The sequence below is a fragment of the Serratia sp. CC22-02 genome (genome assembly GCF_900182895.1).
Lineage (GTDB): Bacteria > Pseudomonadota > Gammaproteobacteria > Enterobacterales > Enterobacteriaceae > Serratia > Serratia nevei.
The window spans coordinates 136677-162576 of sequence record NZ_FXUD01000009.1 but is presented as its reverse complement, the minus strand read 5'-3'; the positions used below and the strand labels follow the sequence as shown (position 1 = coordinate 162576).

Sequence of the window (25900 nt, the reverse complement as noted above, 5' to 3'; positions counted from 1 at the left end):
CGCGCCCAATAGCAGGTCATCCGTACGACCTGAATACGTAATGCTGTGCAGCGCCCGCCGGCGCTAGAGATAAGACAGGGTGAATTTGGCCAGAGAGCTGAAGCCGCCCGCCCGCGCCTTGTCGGGATGCAGGCGCAACTGCGCGCCGAAGCGCAGCGTGTTGTCGCCGGCGACAATCTGGTAATCCGCCGTCGTGCTGCCGAGCGGGATCGGGGTGCCGGCATCGGTCAACAGCTCGATAGCCACCCCCTTCGCCTCGCCGTAAACGCCCAGCAGAGAAGGATCCCGGCTGTCGGCGGTGCCGTCGAACGTGACGTTGGCCGCGCGATAGATGAAGTCAGGCTTCACCAGGCTGGCCAGCTCGCAGTTCACCAGTTTGATCGTGAAATGGCGGCGGCTGCCGATCAGCACCGACTGCCCGTCCTGCGAAGCGTCGCTCATGGAGATCAGCCCGAAATCGACGGTTTGATCCAGGCTGTCGCTGGCGATGCCGCACGGCGTTTCGACGATGGTGCCGCCCAGGCTGACTTTGCCGTGGCCCTGATTTTTCGCTGCCGCCACCGCGTTGCCAGCGCTGAGCGCGATGAGCAACAGGCCGCAAAGGCGGATAGTCATACTGGCGTCTCCCTGTCTTTCCCTGTTCCCTTGCCGGTATCCTCGGCATGCAATAAAGCGGGGGATGCCCTGAGACATCCCCTGTGGGGTATTACAGGTAAGCCAGGGTGAAGTTCGCCACGCTGGTGAAGTCGCCCGGTACCACGGTGCTTGAGGCGCTGCTGCCCTGCAGGTAAGCGGCGAATTTCAGCGAGTTGTCGCCGTCGTTCAGGCCCTGGCCGTCGGTCGCGGTGCCCAGTTCCACTTCTTTGGAGTGCAGGTTGTCGTAGATCACGATGCCGGCGCCGGTTGCGGTGCCGCTCAGAGCCAGCAGTTTGCTGTTGATCGGATCAGGCGTGCCGGTAAAGGTCACTTTGACGTTTTTCATGGTGGAGATGGAGCAATCTTTCAGTTCGATGTTGAAAGGCTGCATGCTGGATTTACCCTGGTTGGCCAGGATGCGGCTGCTGATCTGGCCCATCGGCACGGTCTGATCAACGGATTCCGGCGCGACGCTGCATGGCGCATCGATAATTTCGCCGGTAAAGGTGACTTTACCGCTGCCCTGATTAGATGCGGCATGAGCAACAGATGCGGAAGCGAAAGCAATCACGGTTGCCAGCATTAATTTATTCAGTTTCATTTCTCAGGTTCCTGTAGAGAGTTTTTAAATAAAAAGAACAGCACATCTAAATCCCCCGCGGCGGCAGCAACGCCATGTCGCCGGCCGTGCGGTTGGAGCCAGATCCTTTTGCTCTGGGCAATACGCCAACATCCGTTATTTATGAGAAATAACGAGATTTGGAAAATCGACAATGGATTTTCTGGTAAATAAAATACGAGTTTTATGTGTGGCGTGTTGCTGGGAATATTCTTGCAAATAATAGTATTGCTTGGAAATAGATTTTATTAAATTAAGTCAAATTCAGAATATAAAACCAAAAGGAAAAAGAAATATATTTGCTTTAAAATCAATAGATCGTATACAAATATTATCCAGTATAAATCACTATATAAATAACGATATGCGAGATATTAGATCGGGGGAAATAGGGGTGCACCTACAATTCACAATATTGTTTTGCTAATATCGCCCTTAGGCAGCAGATGATGCATTTCCCTTTAGAAACAAAATATAAAACATAATTCATTGTTTTTATTGTTGTTTCGTGGTTTTCTGTTCGCGAGTGATTGGGTTTCTTATTCGCGTTTAACCTGCGTTTAGATCTGATTAATTAACAATTGAATAACAATTACACCGGTAGTGAATTATTCTATCGCATTGCGGCATAGGGATTTTTCGCTGTCTAACCCCTTTTGATTAATCAAATTAAGGCATGTGCCGCTGCCGTTCGCCACATAATGATGACCTAAGTGACAATTAAAGGATTATAAACGGAATGATAACGATGATTAATGCTTGCGGTGGACGCCGCAAGGTGGGATTGGCTATATTTTTGCTGTCTTTTATGGTGCTATCTGGCTGTGCGGACGGTAGCAAGACAAAACTGAATTCTGTGAAAAAACTTTCACAGAACAATCCTAATGATAAATCCGATGAACAACGCATCGCGCTTTGCCAACAACGGGTTAATTCGTTAAAGAATATTAATCCGCAAAGTTACCAAAAGCGCATTGCCTATTTTAACGGCCTGCTTTCCAACGCCTCGGGATATGCCGGGGTGCGCGGCAACGTGGATGAGAGTACCCGTAAAGCGATTGATGCTCTTTATCAATATAAAACCGAGAAATTCTGCGCCGACGTCGAGCATGAGCTGATGTCCGATCTGTCCAGCCGGGTTGAGAATCTGTAGCCATGAAGCGATGCGCGCAAGGATGGGCGATGGGCTTTTTGCTGTTGGCGGCGAACGGGGCCGCTTGCGCCGCCGACGACGGCATTCCCGCCCTGTTGAAGTTCGCTGAACAACGGCAGGCGCCGCCGGCCGCGCTCGGGGAAGACGCCGCGCGTAAACCGGCGCCCGCACCGGCCGCCAAATCGGCTGCCATCGCCGGGGCAGACGGCGTTCGTTTAACTTCTCTGAAGCAGTCTTTGCAACAGCAGGCGGAGAAAATTCGTCAGTTGGAGCGGCAGTTAGCGGCGGCTCAGGCCGCGGCGGCGCCGAAACGGGAGCGGGCCGCCGTCGACATTCGGCCGCTGGCCGATGCCCTGAAGGGATTGCGGCAAGCCGTTGCGCCGGTGCCTGAGGTGGGCGCATTGGCCGCTTCGCTCACGCGGGCCGAACAGCGCAGCGCAAGGTTGGCGGCGCAGTTGGCGCAGCAGCGGCAGCGGATCGACACCTTGCTGGCCGAGCGGCAGCAGGCCACCGAACCGCCCTTGCTGGCCAGCGAGGCGGACAAACAGGCGTATGCCGCCGGCGTGTCTCTGGGGCGCGACATTGTGCATTTGCAGCAGGAGAACCGGCGCGCGGGGCTGGAGGCGGACAGCCGGCTGCTGCTGGCCGGCATCGCCGATACCCTGGCCGGGCGGTTGCGGCTGGATGAGGCCGCCATCGACAGCGCGTTGCGCACGGCGCAGCTGCGGTTGCAGCAGACGCAGGCGCCACCGCCACCGCGGGACGACAAAGCCTATCTGGCCGATTTCGCCCGTCAGGAGGGCGTCAAGCAGGATGCGCTCGGTTTCTACTACCGGGTGGACTATGCCGGCAATGGGGCGATTGGTGCCGACGATCGGGTGGATATCGTGGTGCGCGAAAGCCTGGTCGACGGCCGGGTGGTCAAAGATATGGAGTTGGCAGGGACGGTGATCTCTCAGCCGTTGACGCGCTATCCGCCGCTGTTTCGCGCCGCTATCGAGAAGCTGCAGCGCCACGGCTCGATCACGCTGGTGGTGCCGCCGGCGCTGGCGTACGGCAAGCAGGGCAGCCCGCCGGCAATCCCCCCGGATGCCACCATGATTTATACCCTGCGCATCGCTGACGTGCAGCCGTGAGCGGGGGAGCTCAGCAGTAACCACTCAGGAGGAATGCTATGGCCAAGGCGCCGAAAACGTTTGAAAGCAGAAAATCGCTGATGCTGAATGTGTTGCAAGGATTGTGCAGAGAGCGTGTCGAAGGGTCAGGGGGCCACCATCCCCCGCCGGAGCAGTGGCCGAAGACGCGCGAGCTGGCGGATAAATGCGGCGAAAACATTTATACCACCCGAACCCTGCTGCTGGCGCTGGAAAAGGAGGGCAAGGTCCACTGCACCCACCGCAGCATCAACAATTCTCTACGCTGGTACAGCGGCGACGAACAGGCAGCGATAAAAAAAGAGTGATTCGACCCTGGCGGTCGCTTTTGACTATCTCTACAGCTAATCATTAATTAATCTTATCATTTGGCGGGGCGTTTTGCTCCGCCAATCCTCCTCTCCGCTCTCTGCCATCCGCGCAGGCATTGCTAAGATGTTTTTTGCGGCCATATACTTATCGCTCAGACGGGAACAGGTGTAGGGAGCCGGCATCGTAATGAAGGAAAAGAAAGACATACTGAGATTGGATGATATTCATTATCAAATAGACAACCAGGTGATCCTGGACTCCGTCTCTTTCACGCTGGGTGAGGGCGAGTTCAAACTGATCACCGGGCCTTCCGGCTGCGGGAAAAGCACGCTGCTGAAAATCATCTCTTCCTTAATGGATCCGACCCGCGGGAGCCTCTATTTCGACGGCCAGGCGATCGCCGAGATGTCGCCGGAGGCGTATCGCAAGCAGGTTTCTTACTGCTTCCAGACGCCGGCGCTGTTCGGCAATACGGTTTACGACAATCTGGCGCTGCCCTATCAGATCCGTCAACAGTCGCCGGATGAACGAAAAATGAAGGCCGATCTAACGCGTTTCGGGCTGCCGGAGGCGATGCTGACCAAAAGCATCAATGAGCTGTCCGGCGGGGAGAAGCAGCGCGTCTCCCTGATCCGCAACCTGCAGTTTATGCCCCGGGTGCTGCTGCTCGATGAGATCACCAGCGCGCTGGACGAGGAAAACAAACGCAACGTCAATGAGATAGTGCATCAGCTGGTGGCGGAGCACCGGCTGGCGGTGCTGTGGGTGACGCACGATACCGAAGAGATAGCGCATGCGGATGAGGTGATCACCCTGCGCGCGCACGGCGCCGAGCAACAGGAGCAACAGCATGAATCAGCATAACATCACCAACGAATCCTTAGGCTTGTCGATGATCCTGGTGGTGGTCGCCATCCTGATCAGCCACCGGGAAAAGCTGGCGCTGGAAAAGGACATTATCTGGAGCATCTGCCGCGCGGTGGTGCAGCTGATCATCGTCGGCTATGTGCTGAAGTATATTTTCGACCTGGATAACGCGGTGCTTACCGTGTTGATGGTGTTGTTTATCTGCTTTAACGCGGCCTACAACGCCAAGAAACGCAGCAAGTACGTCGAACACGCGTTCGTGACGTCGTTTATCGCCATCACCACCGGCGCGGTGCTGACGCTGGCGGTGCTGGTCTTGACCGGCTCCATCGAATTTACGCCGATGCAGGTGATCCCCATCTCCGGGATGATCGCCGGTAACGCCATGGTGGCGGTGGGGCTGTGCTACACCAACCTCGGCCAGCGTTTCAAAAGCGAACAGCAGAAGATTCAGGAGATGCTCAGCCTGGGGGCGACGCCCAAGTTCGCTTCGGCGGCGCTGATCCGCGACAGCATCCGCGCTTCGCTGATCCCGACCGTGGACTCGGCGAAAACCGTTGGGCTGGTTAGCCTGCCGGGCATGATGTCCGGGCTGATCTTCGCCGGCATCGACCCGGTGAAAGCGATCAAATACCAGATTATGGTGACCTTCATGCTGCTTTCTACCGCCAGCCTGTCGACCATCATCGCCTGCTATCTGGCCTACCGTAAGTTTTACAACGAGCGCCACCAGCTGGTGGTCGGCAACCTGAAGTAACGCTATGAAAAACGGCCTCCGCGGAGGCCGTTTTTTTTACCCTTGCAGCAGGGCAATGCTGTGGCGGATTTCCCGTTCGATATCCGCCTCGCTCCAGCTGTCCAGCTGCGAAGAGAAGGGCTCGAAGGCATAGACGCCGGTGTAGCCCAGGCGTTCCAGGTTCTGCACCTGGCGGCGGCTCTCCAGCCGATCGCCCTCGCTCAGCATGATGCGCTCTTCGTCGCTCAGCGCACCTTTATCCCGCCCGTCTTCCACGCCGGACAGATGCACCAGGCCGATCTGCGCCACCTGGATTTGCGCATCGAAGTCGGCCTGCGTCACATCGCTCAGGTAGTGGTGGAAAGTATCGAGCACGATGCGGTACGGCGCGCCCGAATCGCGAATGAGCGCCTGAGTCAGCAGCGACGATCGCAGCGAACTGATGCCGAAGCCCAGCGGCTCGACGTACCCCTGTACGCCATAGCGCGCAAACAGCGGCGCCAGCAACCGCAATGCCGCGAGGGTGTCGTCGCGTTTTTGCTGCTCGCTGCGCTTGTCATCGGCGCTGCAGTGCGGGCACAGCACCAGCGCCCGGCTGTGGATGGCCTGCGCCTGCGCTAGCAACGCTTCGGCGCGCTGCAGCAGCGCCGCCGGGTCGTCTACCCGATTGAACATGCCAAGGGCGTTGATCGTGACGATCTCGATGCCGTATTGCGCGGCGAGCGCGTTGAGCTGCGCGTCGCTCAGATCGTCAGTTACCTTGCCGCTGGGCATGTCGTTGCGTAGCTCAACCTTGCTGAGCCCGCAGCGTTTCACCAGGCGGAAAAAACTGTCCAGATCGAGATTCGGCGCGATCTTGCGGTTAATGCAGAAGCGGTCCAGCGCAAGTGTCATGAGGCATTACTCCAGCGGTCAGGGTTGAGAGATCAGGATTTGCCGTTTTCCAGCGGCAGCGGCTTGCCGTCGGGCAGGGGGTGACGGTGGCGTTTGGCCAGCACCACCTGCTCCATTTTTTCCAGCGAGACGCCTTTGGTTTCCGGAATGTAGCGGCCGATGAACCAGTAGCTGAACAGGCAGCAGGCGGCGAAGATCCACATCGGGAAGGCGCCGTGGAAATGCGAGAACAGATACGGGTGGTCGTTGATCATCGGGAACGACTGCGACACCGCGAAGTTGGCGACCCACATGCAGCCGACGGCGATGCTCATCCCCTGCGCGCGCATGCGGTTCGGGAAGATTTCCGACACCAGCACCCAGGCGCCGACGCCCCAGGACAGCGCATAAAACACCATGAAGAACAGCATGCCGAACAGCGCGAAATAGCCGGTGGCCTGGGTGTAGAGCGCGTACGAGGTGAGCAGCAGGCCGGCGATGGCGCCCAGCGTGCCATAACGCATCAAGGGAATGCGGCCCATGCGATCCATCAGCATGGCGCCGATGACCGAACCGACCAGCTGCAGCACGCCGATCCAGATGGTCTGAAACAGCGCTTCCTGCGCGTTTTCGGTCACGGTTTTCAGCACCACCGGCGCGTAATACATCATTACGTTGACGCCAGTCACCTGCTGCAACATGGCGATCATGCAGCCGACGAACAGGATGAAACGTACCCGCACATCGCCGTAGTTCAGCTTCCGGTGCTGCTGCTGTTGATCCTGCTGCAGCGAGTCTTTGATTTCTTTCAGCAGATTCTGCGCGTGGGCGGCGTTGGAGACCTTGGTCAACATCGCCAGCGCCTGATCGTCGCGCCCCATCATTACGTTCCAGCGCGGGGATTCAGGAATGACGAACACCAGGATGCAGAACAGAATGCAGGGGATTACGCCCGAGGCGAACATCCAGCGCCAGCCCATTTCCACCAGCCAGGCTTCGCTGGCGAGGCTGGCGATTTTGAAGTTGACGTAGAAAATCACGATCTGACCGAAGACGATGGCGAACTGCTGCATGCTGAGCGCGCGCCCGCGCATGTCTTTTGGCGACACTTCCGACATGTACATCGGCGACACGGTGGCGGCAATGCCGACCGCCAGCCCGCCGATGATGCGGTAGATGACGAACCAGGTGAAGGTCGGGGCCAAGGCCGCGCCCACGGCGGACACGGTGAACAGCAGCGCCGCCAGCATCAGCGCCTTTTTACGGCCCCAGCGCGCCGCCAGCGGCCCGGCGGCGAAGGCGCCGACCACGCAGCCGATCACCACGTTGGAGACTGCCCAACCGGTTTCGGCCGGGCTGAGACTGAAATAGGTTTTCAACGCTTCGATCGCGCCGGAGATCACGGCGGTATCGTAGCCGAACAGAATGCCGCCCAGGGCGGCGATGCCGCAAATTCGCAATATGTAGCCGGTATTGTGCTTACGCTGATATGACATGTGTTGCTCCGATTTTTATCCTGGCTTCCGTCCGCACGGTTGGGGTGTCGGGAAGAGGGCGAGCGGAAGGGTGTGAACCGTGCCTGTCATCAAGGCGATGTCGTCGATAAATGCTGGAACAAACAAGAACATTTATTTCATAATTAGTGAATAATGGAATATTGATTTTTAGATCCAGTTCAAAAAAAACCGGCGCGAGCGATTCGGGCATCTTGGGCGAACGGGGGCTGGCGGTAACGACGACAGGGCAGGCATAGCGCGGGTTTTCTGTAGAAAAGTCAGTGTGCATTACCCCGGATTTCTTCTCCGCCGTTGCGCTTTCCCTGGCACGGTAATGAAAGCGCCAACCGGATCGACACCGCAAAATTGCGACCTCACGCACTAAAAATAAATTTTCCAAAACAATTTATTTGAAACTTTTTTTTCAATGAAATAGAGTTTGCTGCATCCGGTCAGGATTTAGCCGGCTTGCCGACGGGGTTTGGCGAGCGGGACGATTAACGCCGTGCCGCCGGCGAATGGCCAGGCGACAGCGGACTTGAAAAGAGGGCGTGACATGAAAACCGTGGGTAACTTTATTGGCGGGCAGGTGTGCCTGAGCAGCAGTAATCAAACCGTTGACGTGCACAACCCGGCCAGCGGGCAGGTCGAGCGGCGCGTCACGCAGAGCACCGCCGCCGAAGTCAAACAGGCCATCGACGTGGCCCATCGGGCGTTTGCCGACTGGTCGCGCACCACGCCGCTGCGCCGCGCGCGCATCATGTTCAATTTCAAGGCGCTGCTGGAACAGCACCGCGACGAGCTGGCCGAGCTTATCGTCAGCGAGCACGGCAAAGTGTACTCGGATGCGCTGGGCGAACTGACGCGCGGCATGGAAGTGGTCGAATTCGCCTGCGGCATCCCGCATCTGATCAAGGGCGAGTATTCGCCGGACGTCGGCAGCGGCGTCGACAGCTTCTCGCTGATGCAGCCGCTGGGCGTGGTGGCGGGCATTACCCCGTTCAACTTCCCGGCGATGGTGCCGATGTGGATGTTCCCTATCGCGCTGGCCTGCGGCAACACCTTCATCCTCAAGCCGCCGGCGCTGGTGCCTTCCGCCTCGGTGCGCCTGGCGGAGCTGCTGAAAGAAGCCGGCCTGCCGGACGGCGTGTTCAACGTGGTGCACTGCGCCAATGAAGACGCGGCGCAGCTGTGCACCGATCCGCGCATTCAGGCGGTGAGCTTCGTCGGCTCCTCCACCGTGGCGGAACATATCTACACCACCGCCAGTGCGCACGGCAAGCGGGTGCAGGCCTTCGGGGCGGCGAAGAACCAGGCGATCGTCATGCCGGACGCCGATCTGGACGCCACGGTTAACGCGCTGATGGGCGGCGCGTTCGGCTCCGCCGGCGAGCGCTGCATGGCGTTGCCGATCGCCGTGGTGGTCGGTGACGATACCGCCGACAAACTGATCGCCAAATTGAAGCCGCTGATCGCGCAGCTGCGCGTCGGGCCGGGCTTGCAGCAGGGCGGCGAAGAGAATGAAATGGGGCCGCTGGTGTCGTCCGCCCACCAGAAGAAGGTGCTGGGCTACATCGATCTGGGCGTGGAAGAAGGCGCGACCCTGGTGGCCGACGGCCGCAATTATCAGGTGCCGGGCTATCCTGAAGGCTACTACGTCGGCGGCACGCTGTTCGACCATGTGAAACCGAACATGCGCATCTACCGTGAAGAGATCTTCGGGCCGGTGCTGGGCATCGTGCGGGTGCCGGACTACCGTACCGCCATCGACACGGTGAACGGCCACGAGTTCGGCAACGGCAGCGCCATCTTTACCGGCAGCGGCCACTACGCGCGCCAGTTCGTGCAAGAAGTGCAGGCCGGGATGGTCGGCGTCAACGTGCCGGTGCCGGTGCCGATGGCGTTCCACAGCTTCGGCGGCTGGAAGCGCTCGGTGTTCGGCGCGCTGAACGTGCACGGCACCGACGGCGTGCGCTTCTACACGCGCATGAAGACCGCCACCGCGCGCTGGCCGGCCGGGCAGCAGACGGTGTCCGAATTCAGCATGCCGACGCTGGGTTAAGCGCTGTCATATTCAGGCCAGGCCGTTGCTCCTTCGGGGCAGCGGCCTTTGCACGAATCATTAACAGGAGAATCGAGATGTCTTCACTGCTTGCCAAATGTCAGACGCCGAACGCCGAAGGGCGCATCCAGCACGTGACGCCGGAAAATGCCGGTTGGCGCTATGTCGGCTTTGACGTTTATCGCCTGGCCGCCGGGCAGTCGCTTCAGCTTGAGTGCGGCGATAAGGAGCTGTGCCTGGTGCTGGTGGCCGGTATCGCCTCCGTCGCCACGCTGCGCGCCGAGTACCCGCATATCGGCAAACGCATGAGCCCGTTCGAGCGCACGCCGCCTTACGCGGTGTATGTGCCGCATCACGATCGCATCGACGTGCGGGCAGAAACCGATCTGGAGCTGGCGGTGTGCAGCGCGCCCGGCAGCGGCCACCTGCCCTCACGGCTGATCACGCCGGCGGATATCGGCGTGGAGCGGCGCGGCAAGGGGCGTAACCAGCGGTTGGTGCACAACATTCTGCCGGACAGCGAGCCGGCCGACAGCCTGCTGGTGGTGGAGGTTTACACCGACGAGGGCAACACCAGTTCCTACCCGAGCCACAAGCACGATCGGGAAGACTCGCCGGACGAAACCTATCTCGAAGAGACGTATTATCACCGCATTCAGCCGGAGCAGGGGTTCTGCATGCAGCGTGTCTATACCGACGATCGCACGCTCGACGAGTGCATGCCGGTCTACAATCGCGACGTGGTGAAAGTGCCGCGCGGTTATCACCCGGTGGCGACCCTGGCAGGCTACGACAACTATTATCTCAACGTGATGGCCGGGCCGGTGCGGCAGTGGAAATTCACCTGGGAAAAAGACCACGCCTGGATTAACGGCGACGGCTATCCCGCCGCGCAATAAGCGCTTGAGGCCCGGCTTGCCGGGCTTTCTTTTTATCAGGGTATAAATTTGACCTAAATTTGCCCTCCATCTTGTTCAAATGATAACCTGTCCGCACGCGATCGCTCCCCGGCTGAGTGAATCCAAAGAACCGCTGTGATACAGCGTGATTGCCTATGCGCAGGAGGAAAAACCATGACGACCACCATGTCCCAAAAAGCGGCGCGAGAAGGATTAGGTTCGCCCGATCTGTTTGAAGGCGGGGTTTACGTCACAAAAAATGGTGTTGCCGAGCTGTTTGTGCAAACGGCGGCTGAGAGAGAGGCCGAAATTCGGGAACGCAATCTGGAGCGCCAGTCCAACGCGTTGCTGAAACTGACTATGATGGCGAAGCAAGAGATTAAAAATCAGCGCGGTCTGTCGCCCGAAGAAACGTTGCAGCGGCTGCGCGACGCGCGGAAATAGGCCCGAGGTGCAGGATGCCCAAGGAAATACGTTTTACCGTCGCGCCGGCGGCGGAATGGAGCCTGAAAGACATCGAGTCTTACAAGAGCGGAACGATAGGGGCCGCCGCAGCCGGGGTGTTCGTGGACAATCTGTTGTTATCGTCTCTTGCGGCAATTGCCGACGATCCTGCCCGCTACCGCTTCAACGCCGTGCTGGCGGGCATGGGGGTACGGTTGCACGAGCGATTGGATCCCGATAGCGAATACCGCGTCATCTATGACTACGACGGCCAGACGGTGGAGATTCTGCTTTTCATCAGCATGAAGCAGGATCTGGAAAGCGCGCTCTACCGCTATTTGTTGCTGCAATAATCCCGCCGCGCCCGAGCCTGTCGGGCGCGTTCACCCCAGCCTTACTCGTCCCGGGCGTTATTCAGCGCCAGCGAGACCGCCAGCGTCTGCGCCAGGCACATCGAAGCCACCTGCGAGCGGAACCCATCCACCTGCGCTTCGCGCACCACGAAACAGACGTCGCTGAAGGCGGCCAGCGGGCTTACCTGGCTGTCGGTGATGGCGATCTGCTGCGCACCGCGCTTGGCGCCCAGTTCCACCAGTTCCACCGCTTCGCGGGCGTACGGCGAATAGCTGATGGCGATCACCACGTCCTTCGGTTTCACCATGCTCAGCTGTTCGGTGAACATGCCGCCCAGGCCGTCGATCAGAAACGCGCGGCGCTCCAGATGGCGCAGCGCATAGGTGAGATAGGAGGCGACGCTGAACGAACGGCGCAGGCCGATCACGTAGATATTTTCGGCGTTGTTGAGCAACTCGACGGCGCGATCCAGCTGCTCGGGGGCGATCTGCATCGCCAGCTGCTGCAGCGCCTGCGCGTTGACCATGGTGAATACGTTGAGAATTTCCGCCGGTTTCTCCGGCGCGACGTTGTCGTCGGTGGAGGTTTGGCGGAACAGGCGCGCGCGTTCGGTATAGTTCACCGTTTCTTCCATCAGATGCTGACGGAACACCTGCTTCATTTCGTTGAAGCCGCTGAAGCCGAAGGCGTTGGCGAAACGGATCAGGGTGGAAGGCGGTACGCTGGCCTGTGCGGCGATGGAGGCAACGGTATCGAAAGCGATGCTGTTACTGTTATCCAAAATATAGCGCGCCACCTGCTTCAAACGCTTGCTCAGCGTTTCATAACGGTGGCGAATCTCGTCCTGTAACAGCGAAAGTTGAGTTGGGTTGTTCATCCATTCGGCTCGCAGTGGGGTGAAGGCGCATTGGCCTGACGCCTGAAATATTGACAGGGTATTTTAACAGACGGAGCGGAAATTTCATTTCCTCAAAAAGCGATTTATTCGATCGCACATTGCGCGACTTCACAGAAAAGGGGCAAAAAAATCCCCTTAAAGCGGCGAAATGGCCTTAAGGGGACGTGAACTCGCGCTCGCTGTCAGTGCGCACCGCTCGCCTGCGGACGGTACTGGCGCCAGAAACCGATCAGCGTCAGGTATTTTTGTTTCACCTGCTCGATCAGGGCCGCGTCGTCGATTTCATCCTGCAGCCAGCGGCGCGAAGGCTGGCCGAAGATGGTGCGGCCGACGGCGAAACCCTTCACCCAGCGCGCATCCGCGGCGGCGGCAAAGCCCGCCTTCAGCACCGCTTCCGGGGAGTCGAGCCCCAGGATCAGCACGCCGCGGCAGAAGGGATCGTAGGTGTCGATCAGCGCACCGACCCGCCGCCAGTTTTCCGCGCTCAGCGGCGGCAGTTTCCACCAGTCCGGCTGAATGCCCAACCGGTAGAAGTGTTCAATCATCTCCAGGTAATGGCGTTCGTCCTTGTCGGGGTTGTTGTCCGGCAGGATCACCTCCAGCAGCAGCTCGTGGCCGGATTTGCAGCAGCCGCGGTAGACGTCGGCGATCAGCGCATCCTGCTCGCGGCGCAGTTCCGCCGCGTCGTGCGGGTGATAAAACACCAGGCACTTCACCACGTGCTCCTGCGGCCAGTCGATCAATTGCGAGCCGATATTGCCGTGCTCCAGGCGCAGCGGGCGCGAGCTGGGCAGCTCCACCGGCCGGCCGATCCACCATCCCTGGCCGGTGATCTCGTTCAACGCCGCCTGCCCGTAGGTGGTGTCGGCCAGAATGCCGCTGTTGCCGTTGAGCCCGGCCTGCGCGGCAGCCTGTTGCGCCGCGGTGAGCAGCAGGGTTTTCAGGCGCGGAATGCGTTCCTCGCCGACGCCGGCTTCGCGCGCCATGTCCGCCAGCTGCTTGCGGTGATCGAAGGCGAACACGCACAACTCTGGCCATTGCTGCTTGCGGGTGGTCACCCGGTGCAGGTGGTTCAGGCGTGCGTCGCGGTCCGGGCGCGTGACCTGCCGTTCGCGCAGCAGATAGTCGTCCAGCTCCCGTTTGGTCGGCATGGCCGGCGCGCAACCGTGGCGCGACACCACCAATGCGCCGCAGGCGTTGGCGTAGCGGCAGGCCTGATCCCAGCCCTCATCGTTCAGGTAGCCGCGCAGCAGGCCGGACATAAAGGCGTCGCCGGCCCCCAGCACGTTCAGCACCTCAACCCGCACGCCGGCGTGCAGCTTCACCTGCGCCCAGTCGTCGGCGATTTCGCCTTCGAACACCGAGCAACCCTGCGCGCCGCGCTTGCACACCAGCGTGGCCGCCGTGGCCCGCCGCACGTTTTTTAGCGCCGTCAGCGTGTCGGTGCTGCCGCCGGCGATGTGAAACTCCTCTTCGGTGCCGACGATCAGATCGAAATGGTGCAGCACCTCCTGTAGCTCGCGCGTGACCTGGTCCGATTCCACAAAGCGGGTTTCGCCGTCGCCCAGCGACGTCAGCCCCCACAGCACCGGGCGGTAATCGATGTCCAGGGCGGTGCGCAGACCGTGGCGGCGCGCGTATTCCAGCGCCTTCAGCACCGCGGCGCGGGTGTTCGGGTGCGACAGGTGCGTGCCGGTGATGGCCAGCGCGCGCGAGGAAGCGATGTAGGCCTCGTCGATGTCGTCCGGCGTCAGCGCCATGTCCGCGCAGTTTTCGCGGTAGAAGATCAGCGGGAAAGTTTCCTGATCCTTGATGCCGAGGATCACCAGGCCGGTTAATCGTTGCTTGTCGGTGATGAGGCAGCGGGTATCGGCCCCGACGCGCTGCAGCTCTTCACGCAGAAAGCGGCCCATGTGCTCGTCGCCGACGCGCGCCAGCATGCCGGATTTTAACCCCTGAATGGCGGTGCCGTAGGCCACGTTGCCGGAAGAGCCGCCGAGGTACTTGGCGAATGTGCCGGCGTCTTCCAGCCGCGCGCCGATCTGCTGAGCATAGAAATCGACGGCGATGCGCCCGAGACAAATGACATCAAGCTGTTTTTCTTGTGTAGCCATACCCGTTTCCTTCTGTTTAAGCAAAACTCCGGCGGCGGCCCGAGCGTGGCGCCCTGCAGGAAGCATGTGGACAGTATGGGGAATGAAAATTTCAATTTCAATATGGAATGAAATTTACACCCCAAAAATGTGATGCATTTAAAACATCGGCAAGCGGGTGGAAAAGGCGGTGAAACGGCCACGGAAGGGCGGCCAGGCGCGCGCTGAAAAGGAGTGCGAGGACAGGATAAAAGGCTGTCATCCTGAGTGCTGACGGTGGTCACCCGCCACTGCGCGGTGCGAAGTCAGCGAAGGCTGAAGCACGAGATGAAACGGGCTTTTCATGCAATATGCGATCTTTATCGCAAAATGAAATGTTTCTTCTGTAATGTGATTTTATGAAAAATATATTTGTTTATAATCGCTTCACGTTTCAGGTTGTCGACTTCGTGAGCAGCGGGCATCGCCTGCTCAAGATAATAGCTGCCGCCGCGTAACACAAACACGGGATTGTCGGCTCGGCGCGAGCCCTTTCCGGGGCGGCCCTCAATCTAAAGGGTGAGTAAATGGGCAAGATCAGGCTAACCATGGCGCAGGCGCTCGTCAGATTTCTCGATAACCAGTATCTGCTGGCCGACGGCGTGGAAACCAAATTCGTCGCGGGCATTTTCGCGATTTTCGGCCACGGCAACGTGCTGGGGCTGGGGCAAGCGCTGGAACAGGATAGCGGCGAGCTGCGGGTACATCAGGGCCGCAACGAGCAGGGCATGGCCCACGCGGCGATCGGCTTCGCCAAACAGAAGCTGCGCCGGCAGATCTACGCCTGCACCTCATCGGTCGGCCCCGGCGCCGCCAACATGATCACCGCCGCGGCCACCGCCACCGCCAACCGCATTCCTTTATTGCTGCTGCCGGGCGACGTTTACGCCTCCCGCCAGCCGGATCCGGTGCTGCAGCAAATCGAGCAGCCTTACGATCTCAGCATCAGCACCAACGACGCGTTCCGCGCGGTGAGCAAATACTGGGATCGCATCGTGCGGCCGGAGCAGCTGATGAGCGCCTGCATCAACGCGATGCGCGTGCTGACCGATCCGGCGGATACCGGCGCGGTGACGCTGTGCCTGCCGCAGGACGTGCAGGGTGAAGCCTACGACTATCCCGACTATTTCTTCCAGAAACGCGTGCATCGGCTCGATCGCCGCCCGGCGACCGACGGCATGTTGGCGGACGCGCTGGCGCTGCTGACCGCCAAGCGCAAACCGCTGCTGGTGTGCGGCGGCGGCGTGAAATACTCGCAGGCCGGGCGGGCGCTGCGCGAATTTGCCGAGCGCTTCGGCATTCCGTTTGCCGAAACCCAGGCCGGCAAAGGCACGGTGCCGAGCGACCATGAATTCAACCTCGGTGGCATCGGGGAAACCGGCTGCCTGGCGGCCAACACGTTGGCCCGGCAGGCCGATCTGGTGATCGGCGTCGGTACCCGTTACACCGATTTCACCACCTCGTCCAAATGGCTGTTCCAACACCCGGACGTCAGCTTCCTCAATATCAATGTCAGCGCCTTTGACGCCGGCAAGCTCGACGGCGTGCAGGTGCTGGCGGACGCCCGCGAGGCTCTGAACGCATTGGGCGCGCTGCTGGCGCAGGCTGACTACCGCGCCGGCTGGGGCGACGCCATCGCCGCGGCGCGCGGTGCCCAGCGTGAAGAGACCGCGCGTGTTTACGCGGTGGAATACGGCGGCGCGGGTTTTGTGCCGGAGATCGACGATCACCTCGATCGCGAGCGGGTGTTCGCCGAATTTATCGCCCAGACCGATTCCGCGCTGACCCAGAGCCGCGTGCTGGGGGTGTTGAACCGCGAGCTGCCGGCGGACAGCGTGATCGTCGCCGCCGCCGGTAGCCTGCCGGGCGATCTGCAGCGGGTGTGGCACAACCGCAGCGAGCACGGCTACCACGTGGAATACGGCTACTCCTGCATGGGGTACGAGGTGAACGCCGCGCTGGGGGTCAAGCTGGCCGAGCCGCAGCGCGAGGTGTACGCAATGGTGGGCGACGGCGCGTTCATGATGCTGCATTCCGAACTGGTCACCTCGATTCAGGAAGGCTGCAAGATCAACGTGGTGCTGTTCGACAACATGACCAACGGCTGCATCAACAACCTGCAGATGGAACACGGCATGGACAGCTACACCACCGAATTCCGCTTCCGCAATCCAGAGGGCGGCAAGCTCGACGGCAAGCTGGTGCCGGTCGATTTCGCCATGCTGGCGGCGGCTTACGGCTGTAAAACCTATCGGGTCACCACCGAGCAGCAGCTGCTCGACGCGCTGGCCGACGCCCGCAGGCAAACCGTGTCCACGCTGCTGGACATCAAGGTGTTGCCGAAGACCATGGTGCACAAGTATCTCAGCTGGTGGCGCGTGGGCGGCGCTCAGGTGGCCGACAGCGAGAAAATCGTCGAAGTGGCGCGCAAGCTGCAGGAAAACATCGATAAGGCGCGCGATTACTGATTCGTTTTCATACATAAATCTCGAGGGTAGCGAAAATGACATTGAACATTGGGGTTATCGGCACCGGCGCCATCGGCCGCGATCATATTCGTCGCTGCAGCAAAGTGTTGCAGGGTGCCCGCGTGGTGGCGGTAAACGACATCAACCGCGACAACGCCGCCAAGGTGGTGAGCGATCTGCAGCTGGATGCGCGGGTGTATGACAACGGCCACGATCTGATCAAGGCCGCCGACGTGCAGGCGGTGCTGGTCACGTCCTGGGGGCCGAGCCACGAAGAGTTCGTGTTGGCGGCCATCGCCGCCGGCAAACCGGTGTTCTGCGAGAAGCCGCTGGCGGTGACCGCGCAGGGCTGCAAAAACATCGTCGATGCCGAAGCGAAACACGGCAAGCGGCTGGTGCAGGTCGGCTTTATGCGCCCTTATGACCAGGGCTATCGCGCGTTGAAACAGGTGCTGACCAGCGGCCAGATCGGCGAACCGCTGATGCTGCACTGCGCGCACCGCAACCCGACGGTCGGCGAGGCCTACACCACCGATATGGCGATCACCGACACCCTGATCCACGAAATCGACGTGCTGCGCTGGCTGCTCGATGATGACTACGTGTCGGTGCAGGTGGTGTTCCCGCGTAAGAGCCCGAAGGCGTTCCCGCACCTGAAAGATCCGCAGATTGTGCTGTTTGAAACCGCCAAGGGTACGCGCATCGACGTCGAAATCTTCGTCAACTGCCAGTACGGCTACGACATTCAGTGCGAAGTGGTGGGGGAAACCGGCATCGCCAAACTGCCGGAGCCGTCCTCGGTGCAGATGCGCAGCGGCGCCCGCCTGTCGACCGAAATCCTGACCGACTGGAAAGATCGCTTTATCGACGCCTATGACGTCGAGCTGCAGGGTTTCATCAACGACGTGGCTGCGGGCAAGCTGACCGGGCCTTCCGCCTGGGACGGCTACGCCGCCGCGGTGACCGCCGACGCCTGCGTGGCGGCCCAGCTCAGCGGCGAGATTGTGCCGGTGACCTTGCCGGCGCGCCCGGTGTTCTACAACAAATAATCGGCCTGTCCCCCATACCTACGATTGCAGAGGAGTGACCATGAAGATCGCTTTTGATGTCGACGTTATACGGGATTTGGGCGTGACCAAAATGGTGCAGCAGGTGGCGGACTGGGGCTACAAATACATCGAGCAGTCGCCGCACCCGCAGATCAACCCGTTTTACAAGCATCCGAAGGCCAGCCGCGAAATCATGGCGGAGTATAAAAACGCCCTGAAAGCGACCGGCGTGGAGATCTCCTCATTTATCGTGGTGTATCGCTGGTCCGGGCCAGGGGAAGATCGCCGCCAGGCGGCGGTCAAAAACTGGCGGCGGATGATCGAAATCGCGGTGGAAATGGGCGTGCAGGTGATTAACACCGAACTGGCGGGCAACCCCAACGAACCAGAGATCTGCGAGGAGCTGTGGTATCGCTCGATGGAGGAGCTGTTGCCGATCGTCGAGCACGAGGGTATCCGTATGGAGATCCAGTCGCACCCGTGGGACTTCTGCGAGCTGAGCAACGAAACCGCCGATCTGGTGAAGTCGCTGCGCAGCGACCACGTCAAATACCTCTACAGCGTGCCGCACACCTTCTACTACGACAAGGGGCAGGGTGACGTGGCCGGCATGCTGCAGTACGCCGGGGACGATCTTTCCCACGTGCTGATTGCCGACACCATGAATCACACCAAGCATTGCCGTTATATCGTCAACCCGCCGGGCGTTGACGCCGCGGTGCATCAGCACGTCGGCATCGGCGAAGGCGAGGTGAATTTCGACGCCCTGTTCCAGACGCTGCGCGACATGGAATTTGCCAACCGCAGCTTCAAGGTCGGCGGCGAATCGATCATCTGCACCTCGCTGTTCGGCTACCCGGAAAAGATGCCGAGCCAGGCGGTGGCGACCAGAGAGCGCATCGAAAGAGAGCTGTTGGGCAAATAATCTTATTCGGCTCGCCGGCGGCGTTTGCACCGGCGGCCCTCCAAGGACCGAGGCAGACCATGAATAAAGACAACGTGAAATTGGCCATTGCGCCGATCGGCTGGACCAACGACGACATGCCCGATCTGGGCAAGGAAAACACCTTCCAGCAGTGCGTCAGCGAAATGGCGCTGGCCGGCTTCACCGGCAGCGAAGTGGGCAGCAAATACCCGCGCGATCCGGCGGTGCTGAAACCGATGCTGGATATTCGCGGCATCCAGATCTGCAACGCCTGGTTCAGCACCTTTTTCGCCGACGGCCAGAAAGACAAAACCATCGATGAATTTATCAACCACATGAATTTCCTGCATGCCATGGGCGCCAGGGTGATCGGCTGCTCCGAGCAGAGCAAGAGCATTCAGGGCACCACTAAAGGCGTGTTCGAAGAGAAGCCGTACTTCAGCGATGAAGAGTGGCAGCGCGTGGCCGACGGTTACAACGAGCTGGCGAAGATCGCCGCCGGCAAAGGCATGCAGGTGTGTCTGCACCACCACATGGGCACCGGCATTCAGACCACGGCCGAAATCGATCGCTACATGAGCATGGTCAACGACGACGTCTACCTGCTGTTCGATACCGGCCATGCCTACTATTCGGAAGGCAGCCAGCAGGCGATGATGGCGATCCTGGAGAAGTATCTGCCGCGCATCAACCACGTCCATCTGAAGGACGTGCGCGATGAGGTGGTGGCGGAAGTGAAAGCCAACAAGCTGAGCTTCCTCGACGGCGTGAAGAAGGGCACCTTCACCGTGCCGGGTGATGGCGTGATCGACTTCAGGCCGGTGTTCAAGCTACTGGACGAGCGCGGTTACAAAGGGTGGATGGTGGTGGAGGCCGAGCAGGATCCGGCGCTGGCCAACCCGTTCGAGTATGCGGTAAAAGCGCGCCGTTATATTCGGGAAACCGCCGGCATTTAAGCGACGAGGGTTAATCATGATTAAGGGGCGCCAGCGCCCCTTTTTTGGTGGCGGCGTGTTAGCCGCCGAGCGTTTGCCAGGTTGCGACCTGGCTGCCGGGCCACGGCGTGGCGGCATGTACGCCACGGGCGATCGCCCGGGCCAGGGTGTCCGCCGCCAGCGCGCCGATCTGCAGCACCGCCAGTTCGCGGCTGCCCTGAACCTCGCGCTGCCCGGTGGACAGGGCGAACACTACGTCGCCGTCAAACGGGCTGTGCAGCGGGCGGATGGCGCGCGCCATGCCGTCTTGCGCCATGATGGCCACCCGTTTCAACTCCACCCGCGTCAGCGCCAGGTCGGTGGCGATGCAGGCCAGGGTCGTGTTCTTTCTGCCGCCCTGCGGCTCTTGTTCCATCCAATCTTCGCCCTGCGCGCGCAGTTGTGCCAGCGCCGCTGCGCCGCCGTTGCCGAATTCACCGTCAATTTCATAGGGGGTCGCCCAGAAGGCGCGGGTGCCGGGTGCGACCACCGCACCCAAACTGTTGACCGCCACCAGTGCGCCGACGGTAGCGCCATTGGCGGCAATGATAGATGCCGAGCCGAGGCCGCCTTTCAGCTTACCCATGCCGGTCATGGCACCGTAGCCGGCGCCGACGGTGCCCAGCGGAAAGTCCAATCCGGCCTTGCCGACCGCATCGATGCCCAGTTGGCGATACGGCGGCGTGAGCTGCCAGTTTTTGTCGCCGCCGTTGGCCAGATCGTACAGGCAGGCGGTGGGCACGATAGGGGAGACCGGCACGCCGGGGGCCGGGCGCAGCGCGTAGCCTCGGCCCTGTTGCCCCAGCCAGGCTGCGACGCCATCCGCCGCCGCCAGCCCGTAAACCGAGCCGCCGCTGAACGTCAGCGCATCGACGGTCTGTACCAAATTGTCTTCACCCAGCGCGTCGGTTTCCCGGGTGGCGGGGCCGCCGCCGCGCACGTCCACGGCGGCGATCGCCGGGCTGTCCGGCAGGATAACCGTCGTGCCGGTACGCACCCGGCTGTCTTGCGCCACGCCGACCTTCAGGCCCGGCACATCGGTAATCAGGTTGCGGGCGCCTGGGCGCCCGGCGGCGGAAGTTGGCATAGCGGCACCTAACGAGGTGAGAGGAGAGAATATGCCGGCGGCGGCGGTCAGGCCGGCCAGCGCTTGTAAAAAGGTTCGGCGGTTGATGCACAGGGGCCGGCACAGTGGCCCCTGTGGGTGAGGGCGATTACGCATCGCCGTGCGGCTGCCCGGAGCGCAAACGCGCCATATGGTAGGCGTCGACCAGCACGCCGTCGCGCATGGCATAGGCGCGGCTGGTGCCCTCTATTTCGAAACCGAACTTGCGGTATAGCGCGATAGCCGCCGGGTTGTCGGTGAACACCGTCAGTTCGATGCGCTCGATGGCCGCCCAGTTGTCGCACAGGTCGATCATCGCCTGCATCAGGCGGCTGCCGACGCCTTGACCGTGGTAGCGTGGATCGACGCCGATGCCGAAGGTGGCGACGTGGCGGCGGCGAACGCGCTGATTCAGCATCACGACCAACTGCCCGGCAAGCTGTCCGTCGATGAAGGCTGCCAGGTTATGCGTGCCCGGTTCGGGATTGGCGAGGCGCTTCTGCCAGGACTCGACGGACGGTAGCGGGAGCTGCAGCGTATCGCGATAGACGGGCGTCTGAGAATAAAGATGATGCAGGGCTTGCGCATCCGTCGTTTCCACGTGGCGTATCACGATCTCGCTCATCTCGCTGCTCCTGTTGCTTACCGGTTGAATAACCTCTGAATTTATCCGTTTACTGCCTTGAGTCAATATTATTTGAACGGGTCAAAAAAAACGCTTTACAGGTGCGAATGATAATGATTATTATTGCGATGCGTTCCGGGGAGGGCATCAACCCTTGATACTCTCGCTGCGAAGGCACGACATTGCTCACATTGCTTCCAGTGTTTACTTAGCCAGCTCGGGTGCTGGCTTTTTTTTTGCCCTTTTTCAACCGCTTCCGCCTTCAACAAATCCGTTGCCCATCTGCCGCTTCATTCCATCGAAATTTTTGAACAGAGGCATGAGTTTTTTACGCTTTCTTATTCTGCCCGCAGGACTAGACTGTAAAAAAACATTGAGGAGAGTTGAATATGATTTATGTACGTAAAGCGGAAGACCGCGGCCACGCCAATCATGGCTGGCTGGATAGCTGGCACACCTTCTCTTTTGCCGACTACTACGATCCGAACTTTATGGGGTTCTCGGCGCTGCGTGTGATCAACGAAGACGTGATCGACGCGGGGCAGGGTTTCGGTACCCATCCGCATAAAGATATGGAAATCCTGACCTACGTGCTGAGCGGCACGGTGGAGCATCAGGACAGCATGGGCAACAAGGAGCAGATCCAGGCCGGCGAATTCCAGATCATGAGCGCAGGCACCGGGGTGCGTCACTCCGAGTACAACGCCAATCAGGATCGTCCGTTGCACCTGTACCAGATTTGGATCATTCCGGATCAGGTCGGGCTGGAGCCGCGCTACGAGCAGCGCATGTTCGACGCGCCGCAGGGCCGTCAGCTGGTGCTGTCGCCGGATGCGCGCGACGGTTCGCTGAAGGTGTTCCAGGATATGACGCTGTCGCGTTGGGCGCTGAATAAAGGCGAACAGGGTGAGTACCCGATCGCCGCCGGCCGCCGTATTTGGATCCAGGTGGTGCGCGGCAAAGTCTCGGTCAACGGCCAGGCCGCCGGCATCAGCGATGCGTTTGCGGTGTGGGATGAATCGGCGCTGACGATTCAGGCCGACGAAGAGAGCGAAATCCTGCTGTTCGATCTGCCGCCGGTGTGATTAAGCGGTAAATTTCAAGGGCTCACGCTGTGAGCCCTTGAGGTTAACGACAAGCCTGATGACGTTGCCCGCCTGAAAGCCGGCAGCATATTAAAACAAGGAAAATCAATTTATTGATTTTCGGCTGACAATCACAAAGGGGAGAAACCACGCTTTTTCCCCTTTGTCACCGTATGAAGGGCTCACGCTGTGAGCCTTTTTGCGTTGGCCGTCGCATAACCGACAATATCGGCCCGCCGTTTTTTTTGCTAAAATGACTGCCCATTCACGGTTAGTCAGTTCATTGATAATGAAGAAAAAACGGCCGGTACTCCAGGATGTGGCGGACAAGGTGGGCGTGACCAAGATGACGGTGAGCCGTTATCTGCGCAATCCCGACCAGGTTTCTGCCGCCCTGCAGCAAAAAATCGCCGTCGCGCTGGATGAGCTGGGCTACATCCCCAACCGCGCGCCGGACATCCTCTCCAACGCCACCAGCCGGGCGATTGGCGTGCTGTTGCCGTCGCTGACCAACCAGGTGTTCGCCGAAGTGCTGCGCGGCATCGAAAGCGTCACCGACGCGCACAACTACCAGACTATGCTGGCGCACTATGGCTACCTGCCGGAGCGTGAAGAAGAGCGTCTGACCTCGCTGCTTTCTTACAATATCGACGGCCTGATCCTGTCTGAGCGCCATCACACGGCGCGCACCCTGAAAATGATCGAGGTGGCGGGCATTCCGGTGGTGGAGCTGATGGACTGCGTCTCGCCGTGCATCGATCTGGCGGTGGGCTTCAACAACTTCGAGGCGGCGCGCCAGATGACCCAGCAGATCATCGCGCACGGCCACCGTCACGTGGTCTATTTCGGTGCCCGTCAGGATGAACGTACCCTCATCAAGCAGCAGGGGTATGAGCAGGCGATGCGCGAATCCGGCCTGGAGCCCTACAGCATCATGACCGCGCGTTCTTCCTCCTATTCCGCCGGCGGCGAGCTGCTGCGCCTGGCGCAGCGCGACTATCCGCAGATCGACAGTATCTTCTGCACCAACGATGACCTGGCGATCGGCGCGGCCTTCGAGTGCCAGCGGCAGGGGCTGTCGATCCCGCAGGACATGGCGATCGCCGGTTTCCACGGCCATGATATCGGCCAGGTGATGGTGCCTAAGCTGGCCAGCGTGCTGACGCCGCGCGAACGCATGGGGCAGATCGGTGCCGAGCGTTTGCTGGCCCGGCTGCGCGGCGAAACGGTGTGCCCGCGCATGGTGGACGTCGGTTTCACCGTGATCCCCGGCGGCAGTATCTGAGCCATTTTAACGTTCTGTTTTAACACCCTTTCTTTTTGCAGCGCGCCCTGAGGCGCGCGGGTTATCCCGCCTGTAAGCCCGCCGGTCGTTGCCGGCATAAGTTTGATCTCTGTCCCAGAACGCGAATTTTAGCCGCTTACCCGGTTCCGGCGCTCATGTTGTTACCGGTATCATGATACCGGTAACAACGAGCGTGCGGTCATCTTGCTGCAAGACTGAACCTCTGAATCAACAACACCTACAGCTCTTCTTAAACACCGGGAAAGAGCCTAAAAATAAAACAACCGCACGCTTTACGCCTATCGTAAAGAGAGTCGCGATAAAAGGTTGGAGAAAAATTATGCCATTAGTGATTGTTGCAGGCGGCGTAGCGCTGCTGCTGCTGCTGATGATCCGCTTCAAGCTGAACGGCTTTATCTCTTTGGTGCTGGTTGCTCTGGCGGTCGGGATCGCACAGGGTATGCCGGTCGATAAGGTCATCGGCTCCATCAAGGCCGGCGTGGGCGGCACGTTGGGCAGCCTGGCGCTGATCATGGGCTTCGGCGCCATGCTCGGCAAACTGCTGGCGGACTGCGGCGGCGCACAGCGCATCGCCACCACGCTGATCGACAAGTTCGGCAGAAAACATATTCAATGGGCGGTGGTGCTGACCGGCTTCACCGTCGGCTTCGCGCTGTTCTACGAAGTGGGCTTCGTGCTGCTGTTGCCGCTGGTGTTCACCATCGCCGCCTCCGCGCGCATCCCGCTGCTGTACGTCGGCGTGCCGATGGCCGCCGCGCTGTCGGTGACCCACGGCTTCCTGCCGCCGCACCCGGGCCCGACGGCCATCGCCACCATCTTCCATGCCGACATGGGTAAAACCCTGTTGTACGGCACGCTGCTGGCGATCCCGACGGTGATCCTGGCCGGCCCGGTTTATGCCCGCTTCCTGAAAGGCATCGACAAGCCGGTGCCGGAAGGCCTGTACAACCCGAAAACCTTTACCGAAGCAGAGATGCCGAGCTTTGGCGTCAGCGTCGCCACGTCGCTGGTGCCGGTGATCCTGATGGCGCTGCGCGCGGTGGCTGAAATGGTGTTGCCGAAGGGCCACAGCCTGCTGCGCTTCGCCGAGTTCTTCGGCGACCCGGTGATGGCGACCCTGATCGCCGTGCTGATCGCTATCTTCACCTTCGGCCTGAACCGCGGCCGCACCATGGATGAAGTGATGGGCACCATCACCGACTCGATTAAAATCATCGCCATGATGCTGTTGATCATCGGCGGCGGCGGCGCCTTCAAACAGGTGCTGGTGGACAGCGGCGTCGAGCAGTACATCGCCGGCCTGATGGAAGGCAGCAACGTTTCGCCGATCCTGATGGCCTGGTCGATCGCCGCCGCGCTGCGTCTGGCGCTGGGTTCCGCCACCGTGGCGGCGATCACCGCCGGCGGCATCGTCGCCCCGCTGATCGCCACCACCGGCGTCAGCCCTGAGCTGATGGTGATTGCGGTCGGTTCCGGCAGCGTTATCTTCTCGCACGTTAACGATCCGGGCTTCTGGCTGTTCAAGGAGTACTTCAACCTGAGCATCATGGAAACCATCAAATCCTGGTCGGTGCTGGAAACCATCATCTCGGTGTGCGGCCTGGTGGGCTGCCTGCTGCTGGCGACGGTCGTATAATCGTTATCCGACGCCCTGCGGGGCGTCGGCGTTCCAGAGTATCTTTATCAGTTGGGACGCATTTGGCGCGCTCGCGCCAGTTCCCATAAGGG

Annotated in this window: 25 protein-coding genes; 16 read left to right on the top strand and 9 right to left on the bottom strand. The window is 60.3% G+C overall.

Annotated features, from left to right (window positions below; all coding sequences use genetic code 11):
* Nucleotides 1–63 precede the first annotated feature (63 nt).
* Nucleotides 64–615: a fimbrial protein gene (locus QOL81_RS23210; RefSeq protein ID WP_087762453.1), complete on the bottom strand. Its 552-nt coding sequence runs from the start codon at nt 613–615 to the stop codon at nt 64–66.
* Nucleotides 616–706: 91 nt separating this feature from the next.
* Nucleotides 707–1237: a fimbrial protein gene (locus QOL81_RS23205; RefSeq protein ID WP_038871472.1), complete on the bottom strand. Its 531-nt coding sequence runs from the start codon at nt 1235–1237 to the stop codon at nt 707–709.
* 757 nt (nt 1238–1994) lie between these two features.
* Between QOL81_RS23205 and QOL81_RS23200 the strand changes: the two genes are divergently transcribed.
* The 5 genes from QOL81_RS23200 to fetB all read left to right on the top strand — a co-directional run bounded on the left by QOL81_RS23200 (nt 1995) and on the right by fetB (nt 5498).
* The gene (locus tag QOL81_RS23200; RefSeq protein WP_038871468.1) at nt 1995–2408 is read left to right on the top strand and encodes a YuaE family lipoprotein; all 414 of its coding nucleotides are present in this window, start codon (nt 1995–1997) and stop codon (nt 2406–2408) included.
* Nucleotides 2409–2437: 29 nt separating this feature from the next.
* Nucleotides 2438–3544, top strand: coding sequence for an FKBP-type peptidyl-prolyl cis-trans isomerase N-terminal domain-containing protein (locus QOL81_RS23195; protein WP_283440039.1), 1107 nt, complete (start codon nt 2438–2440; stop codon nt 3542–3544).
* A gap of 38 nt (nt 3545–3582) precedes the next feature.
* On the top strand, nt 3583–3870 hold the full coding sequence (locus QOL81_RS23190; protein ID WP_070913853.1) for a FaeA/PapI family transcriptional regulator: 288 nt from the start codon (nt 3583–3585) through the stop codon (nt 3868–3870).
* Between the two features lie 190 nt (nt 3871–4060).
* Nucleotides 4061–4738, top strand: a complete 678-nt coding sequence (fetA, locus tag QOL81_RS23185) for an iron efflux ABC transporter ATP-binding subunit FetA (RefSeq protein ID WP_047729658.1) — start codon at nt 4061–4063, stop codon at nt 4736–4738.
* Nucleotides 4725–5498: an iron efflux ABC transporter permease subunit FetB gene (fetB, locus tag QOL81_RS23180; RefSeq protein ID WP_049202855.1), complete on the top strand. Its 774-nt coding sequence runs from the start codon at nt 4725–4727 to the stop codon at nt 5496–5498. Before fetA ends, fetB begins: the two co-directional genes overlap by 14 nt.
* Before the next feature lie 36 nt (nt 5499–5534).
* On the opposite strand, the gene QOL81_RS23175 is transcribed toward fetB, so the two are convergent.
* From QOL81_RS23175 to QOL81_RS23165, 3 genes are read right to left on the bottom strand one after another with little or no spacing between them, the layout of a single operon-like run.
* A complete protein-coding gene (locus tag QOL81_RS23175; protein ID WP_060424467.1) occupies nt 5535–6371 on the bottom strand; it encodes a TIM barrel protein in 837 nt (278 codons plus the stop codon).
* Between the two features lie 32 nt (nt 6372–6403).
* The gene (locus tag QOL81_RS23170; RefSeq protein WP_049202853.1) at nt 6404–7846 is read right to left on the bottom strand and encodes a sugar porter family MFS transporter; all 1443 of its coding nucleotides are present in this window, start codon (nt 7844–7846) and stop codon (nt 6404–6406) included.
* Nucleotides 7830–8135, bottom strand: coding sequence for a hypothetical protein (locus tag QOL81_RS23165; RefSeq protein ID WP_139159295.1), 306 nt, complete (start codon nt 8133–8135; stop codon nt 7830–7832). The genes QOL81_RS23170 and QOL81_RS23165 overlap by 17 nt, the downstream gene beginning before the upstream one ends.
* A 267-nt stretch (nt 8136–8402) precedes the next feature.
* Here QOL81_RS23165 and QOL81_RS23160 point away from each other — a divergent pair, with 267 nt between their 5' ends.
* The 4 genes from QOL81_RS23160 (at nt 8403) to QOL81_RS23145 (ending at nt 11604) form a co-directional block, all read left to right on the top strand.
* Nucleotides 8403–9908 carry a CoA-acylating methylmalonate-semialdehyde dehydrogenase gene (locus QOL81_RS23160; RefSeq protein WP_049202852.1) on the top strand — a complete coding sequence of 502 codons (1506 nt, stop codon included), beginning with the start codon at nt 8403–8405 and terminating at the stop codon, nt 9906–9908.
* A 77-nt stretch (nt 9909–9985) separates the two neighbouring features.
* Complete coding sequence (gene iolB / locus QOL81_RS23155; RefSeq protein ID WP_033636349.1) at nt 9986–10807, top strand: 5-deoxy-glucuronate isomerase; 822 nt, start codon at nt 9986–9988, stop codon at nt 10805–10807.
* A gap of 174 nt (nt 10808–10981) precedes the next feature.
* Nucleotides 10982–11251: a hypothetical protein gene (locus tag QOL81_RS23150; RefSeq protein ID WP_004930864.1), complete on the top strand. Its 270-nt coding sequence runs from the start codon at nt 10982–10984 to the stop codon at nt 11249–11251.
* A 14-nt stretch (nt 11252–11265) separates the two neighbouring features.
* Nucleotides 11266–11604, top strand: coding sequence for a type II toxin-antitoxin system RelE/ParE family toxin (locus QOL81_RS23145; protein WP_049202849.1), 339 nt, complete (start codon nt 11266–11268; stop codon nt 11602–11604).
* Nucleotides 11605–11645: 41 nt separating this feature from the next.
* Here the strand turns inward: QOL81_RS23145 and QOL81_RS23140 are convergent, their stop codons facing one another.
* On the bottom strand, nt 11646–12482 hold the full coding sequence (locus QOL81_RS23140; protein ID WP_004930856.1) for a MurR/RpiR family transcriptional regulator: 837 nt from the start codon (nt 12480–12482) through the stop codon (nt 11646–11648).
* Between the two features lie 203 nt (nt 12483–12685).
* Complete coding sequence (locus tag QOL81_RS23135; RefSeq protein ID WP_060441404.1) at nt 12686–14617, bottom strand: bifunctional 5-dehydro-2-deoxygluconokinase/5-dehydro-2-deoxyphosphogluconate aldolase; 1932 nt, start codon at nt 14615–14617, stop codon at nt 12686–12688.
* Between the two features lie 545 nt (nt 14618–15162).
* Here QOL81_RS23135 and iolD point away from each other — a divergent pair.
* The 4 genes from iolD to iolE are packed head-to-tail and all read left to right on the top strand — an operon-like array spanning nt 15163 to nt 20033.
* Nucleotides 15163–17103 carry a 3D-(3,5/4)-trihydroxycyclohexane-1,2-dione acylhydrolase (decyclizing) gene (gene iolD / locus QOL81_RS23130; protein ID WP_102985401.1) on the top strand — a complete coding sequence of 647 codons (1941 nt, stop codon included), beginning with the start codon at nt 15163–15165 and terminating at the stop codon, nt 17101–17103.
* 35 nt (nt 17104–17138) lie between these two features.
* Nucleotides 17139–18152, top strand: a complete 1014-nt coding sequence (gene iolG, locus QOL81_RS23125; protein ID WP_038871433.1) for a bifunctional inositol 2-dehydrogenase/D-chiro-inositol 1-dehydrogenase — start codon at nt 17139–17141, stop codon at nt 18150–18152.
* 40 nt (nt 18153–18192) lie between these two features.
* Nucleotides 18193–19077 carry a sugar phosphate isomerase/epimerase family protein gene (locus tag QOL81_RS23120; RefSeq protein ID WP_197827335.1) on the top strand — a complete coding sequence of 295 codons (885 nt, stop codon included), beginning with the start codon at nt 18193–18195 and terminating at the stop codon, nt 19075–19077.
* Nucleotides 19078–19136: 59 nt separating this feature from the next.
* Nucleotides 19137–20033, top strand: a complete 897-nt coding sequence (gene iolE, locus QOL81_RS23115; RefSeq protein WP_019455194.1) for a myo-inosose-2 dehydratase — start codon at nt 19137–19139, stop codon at nt 20031–20033.
* Nucleotides 20034–20091: 58 nt separating this feature from the next.
* Here the strand turns inward: iolE and QOL81_RS23110 are convergent, their stop codons facing one another.
* Both QOL81_RS23110 and QOL81_RS23105 read right to left on the bottom strand, forming a co-directional pair.
* Entirely contained in the window at nt 20092–21273 is a 1182-nt protein-coding gene (locus tag QOL81_RS23110) for a P1 family peptidase (protein ID WP_060424475.1), read from the bottom strand.
* Nucleotides 21266–21781 (bottom strand): GNAT family N-acetyltransferase, encoded by a 516-nt coding sequence (locus QOL81_RS23105; protein WP_060424478.1) that lies wholly within the window; start codon nt 21779–21781, stop codon nt 21266–21268. Before QOL81_RS23105 ends, QOL81_RS23110 begins: the two co-directional genes overlap by 8 nt.
* Nucleotides 21782–22170: 389 nt before the next feature.
* Here QOL81_RS23105 and QOL81_RS23100 point away from each other — a divergent pair, with 389 nt between their 5' ends.
* From QOL81_RS23100 to gntT, 3 genes are all read left to right on the top strand, one after another.
* Nucleotides 22171–22866: a pirin family protein gene (locus tag QOL81_RS23100; protein WP_038873615.1), complete on the top strand. Its 696-nt coding sequence runs from the start codon at nt 22171–22173 to the stop codon at nt 22864–22866.
* A gap of 289 nt (nt 22867–23155) precedes the next feature.
* Nucleotides 23156–24151 carry a gluconate operon transcriptional repressor GntR gene (gene gntR, locus QOL81_RS23095; RefSeq protein ID WP_060424481.1) on the top strand — a complete coding sequence of 332 codons (996 nt, stop codon included), beginning with the start codon at nt 23156–23158 and terminating at the stop codon, nt 24149–24151.
* Nucleotides 24152–24491: 340 nt separating this feature from the next.
* The gene (gene gntT, locus QOL81_RS23090) at nt 24492–25808 is read left to right on the top strand and encodes a gluconate transporter (protein ID WP_033636339.1); all 1317 of its coding nucleotides are present in this window, start codon (nt 24492–24494) and stop codon (nt 25806–25808) included.
* Nucleotides 25809–25900 lie beyond the last annotated feature (92 nt).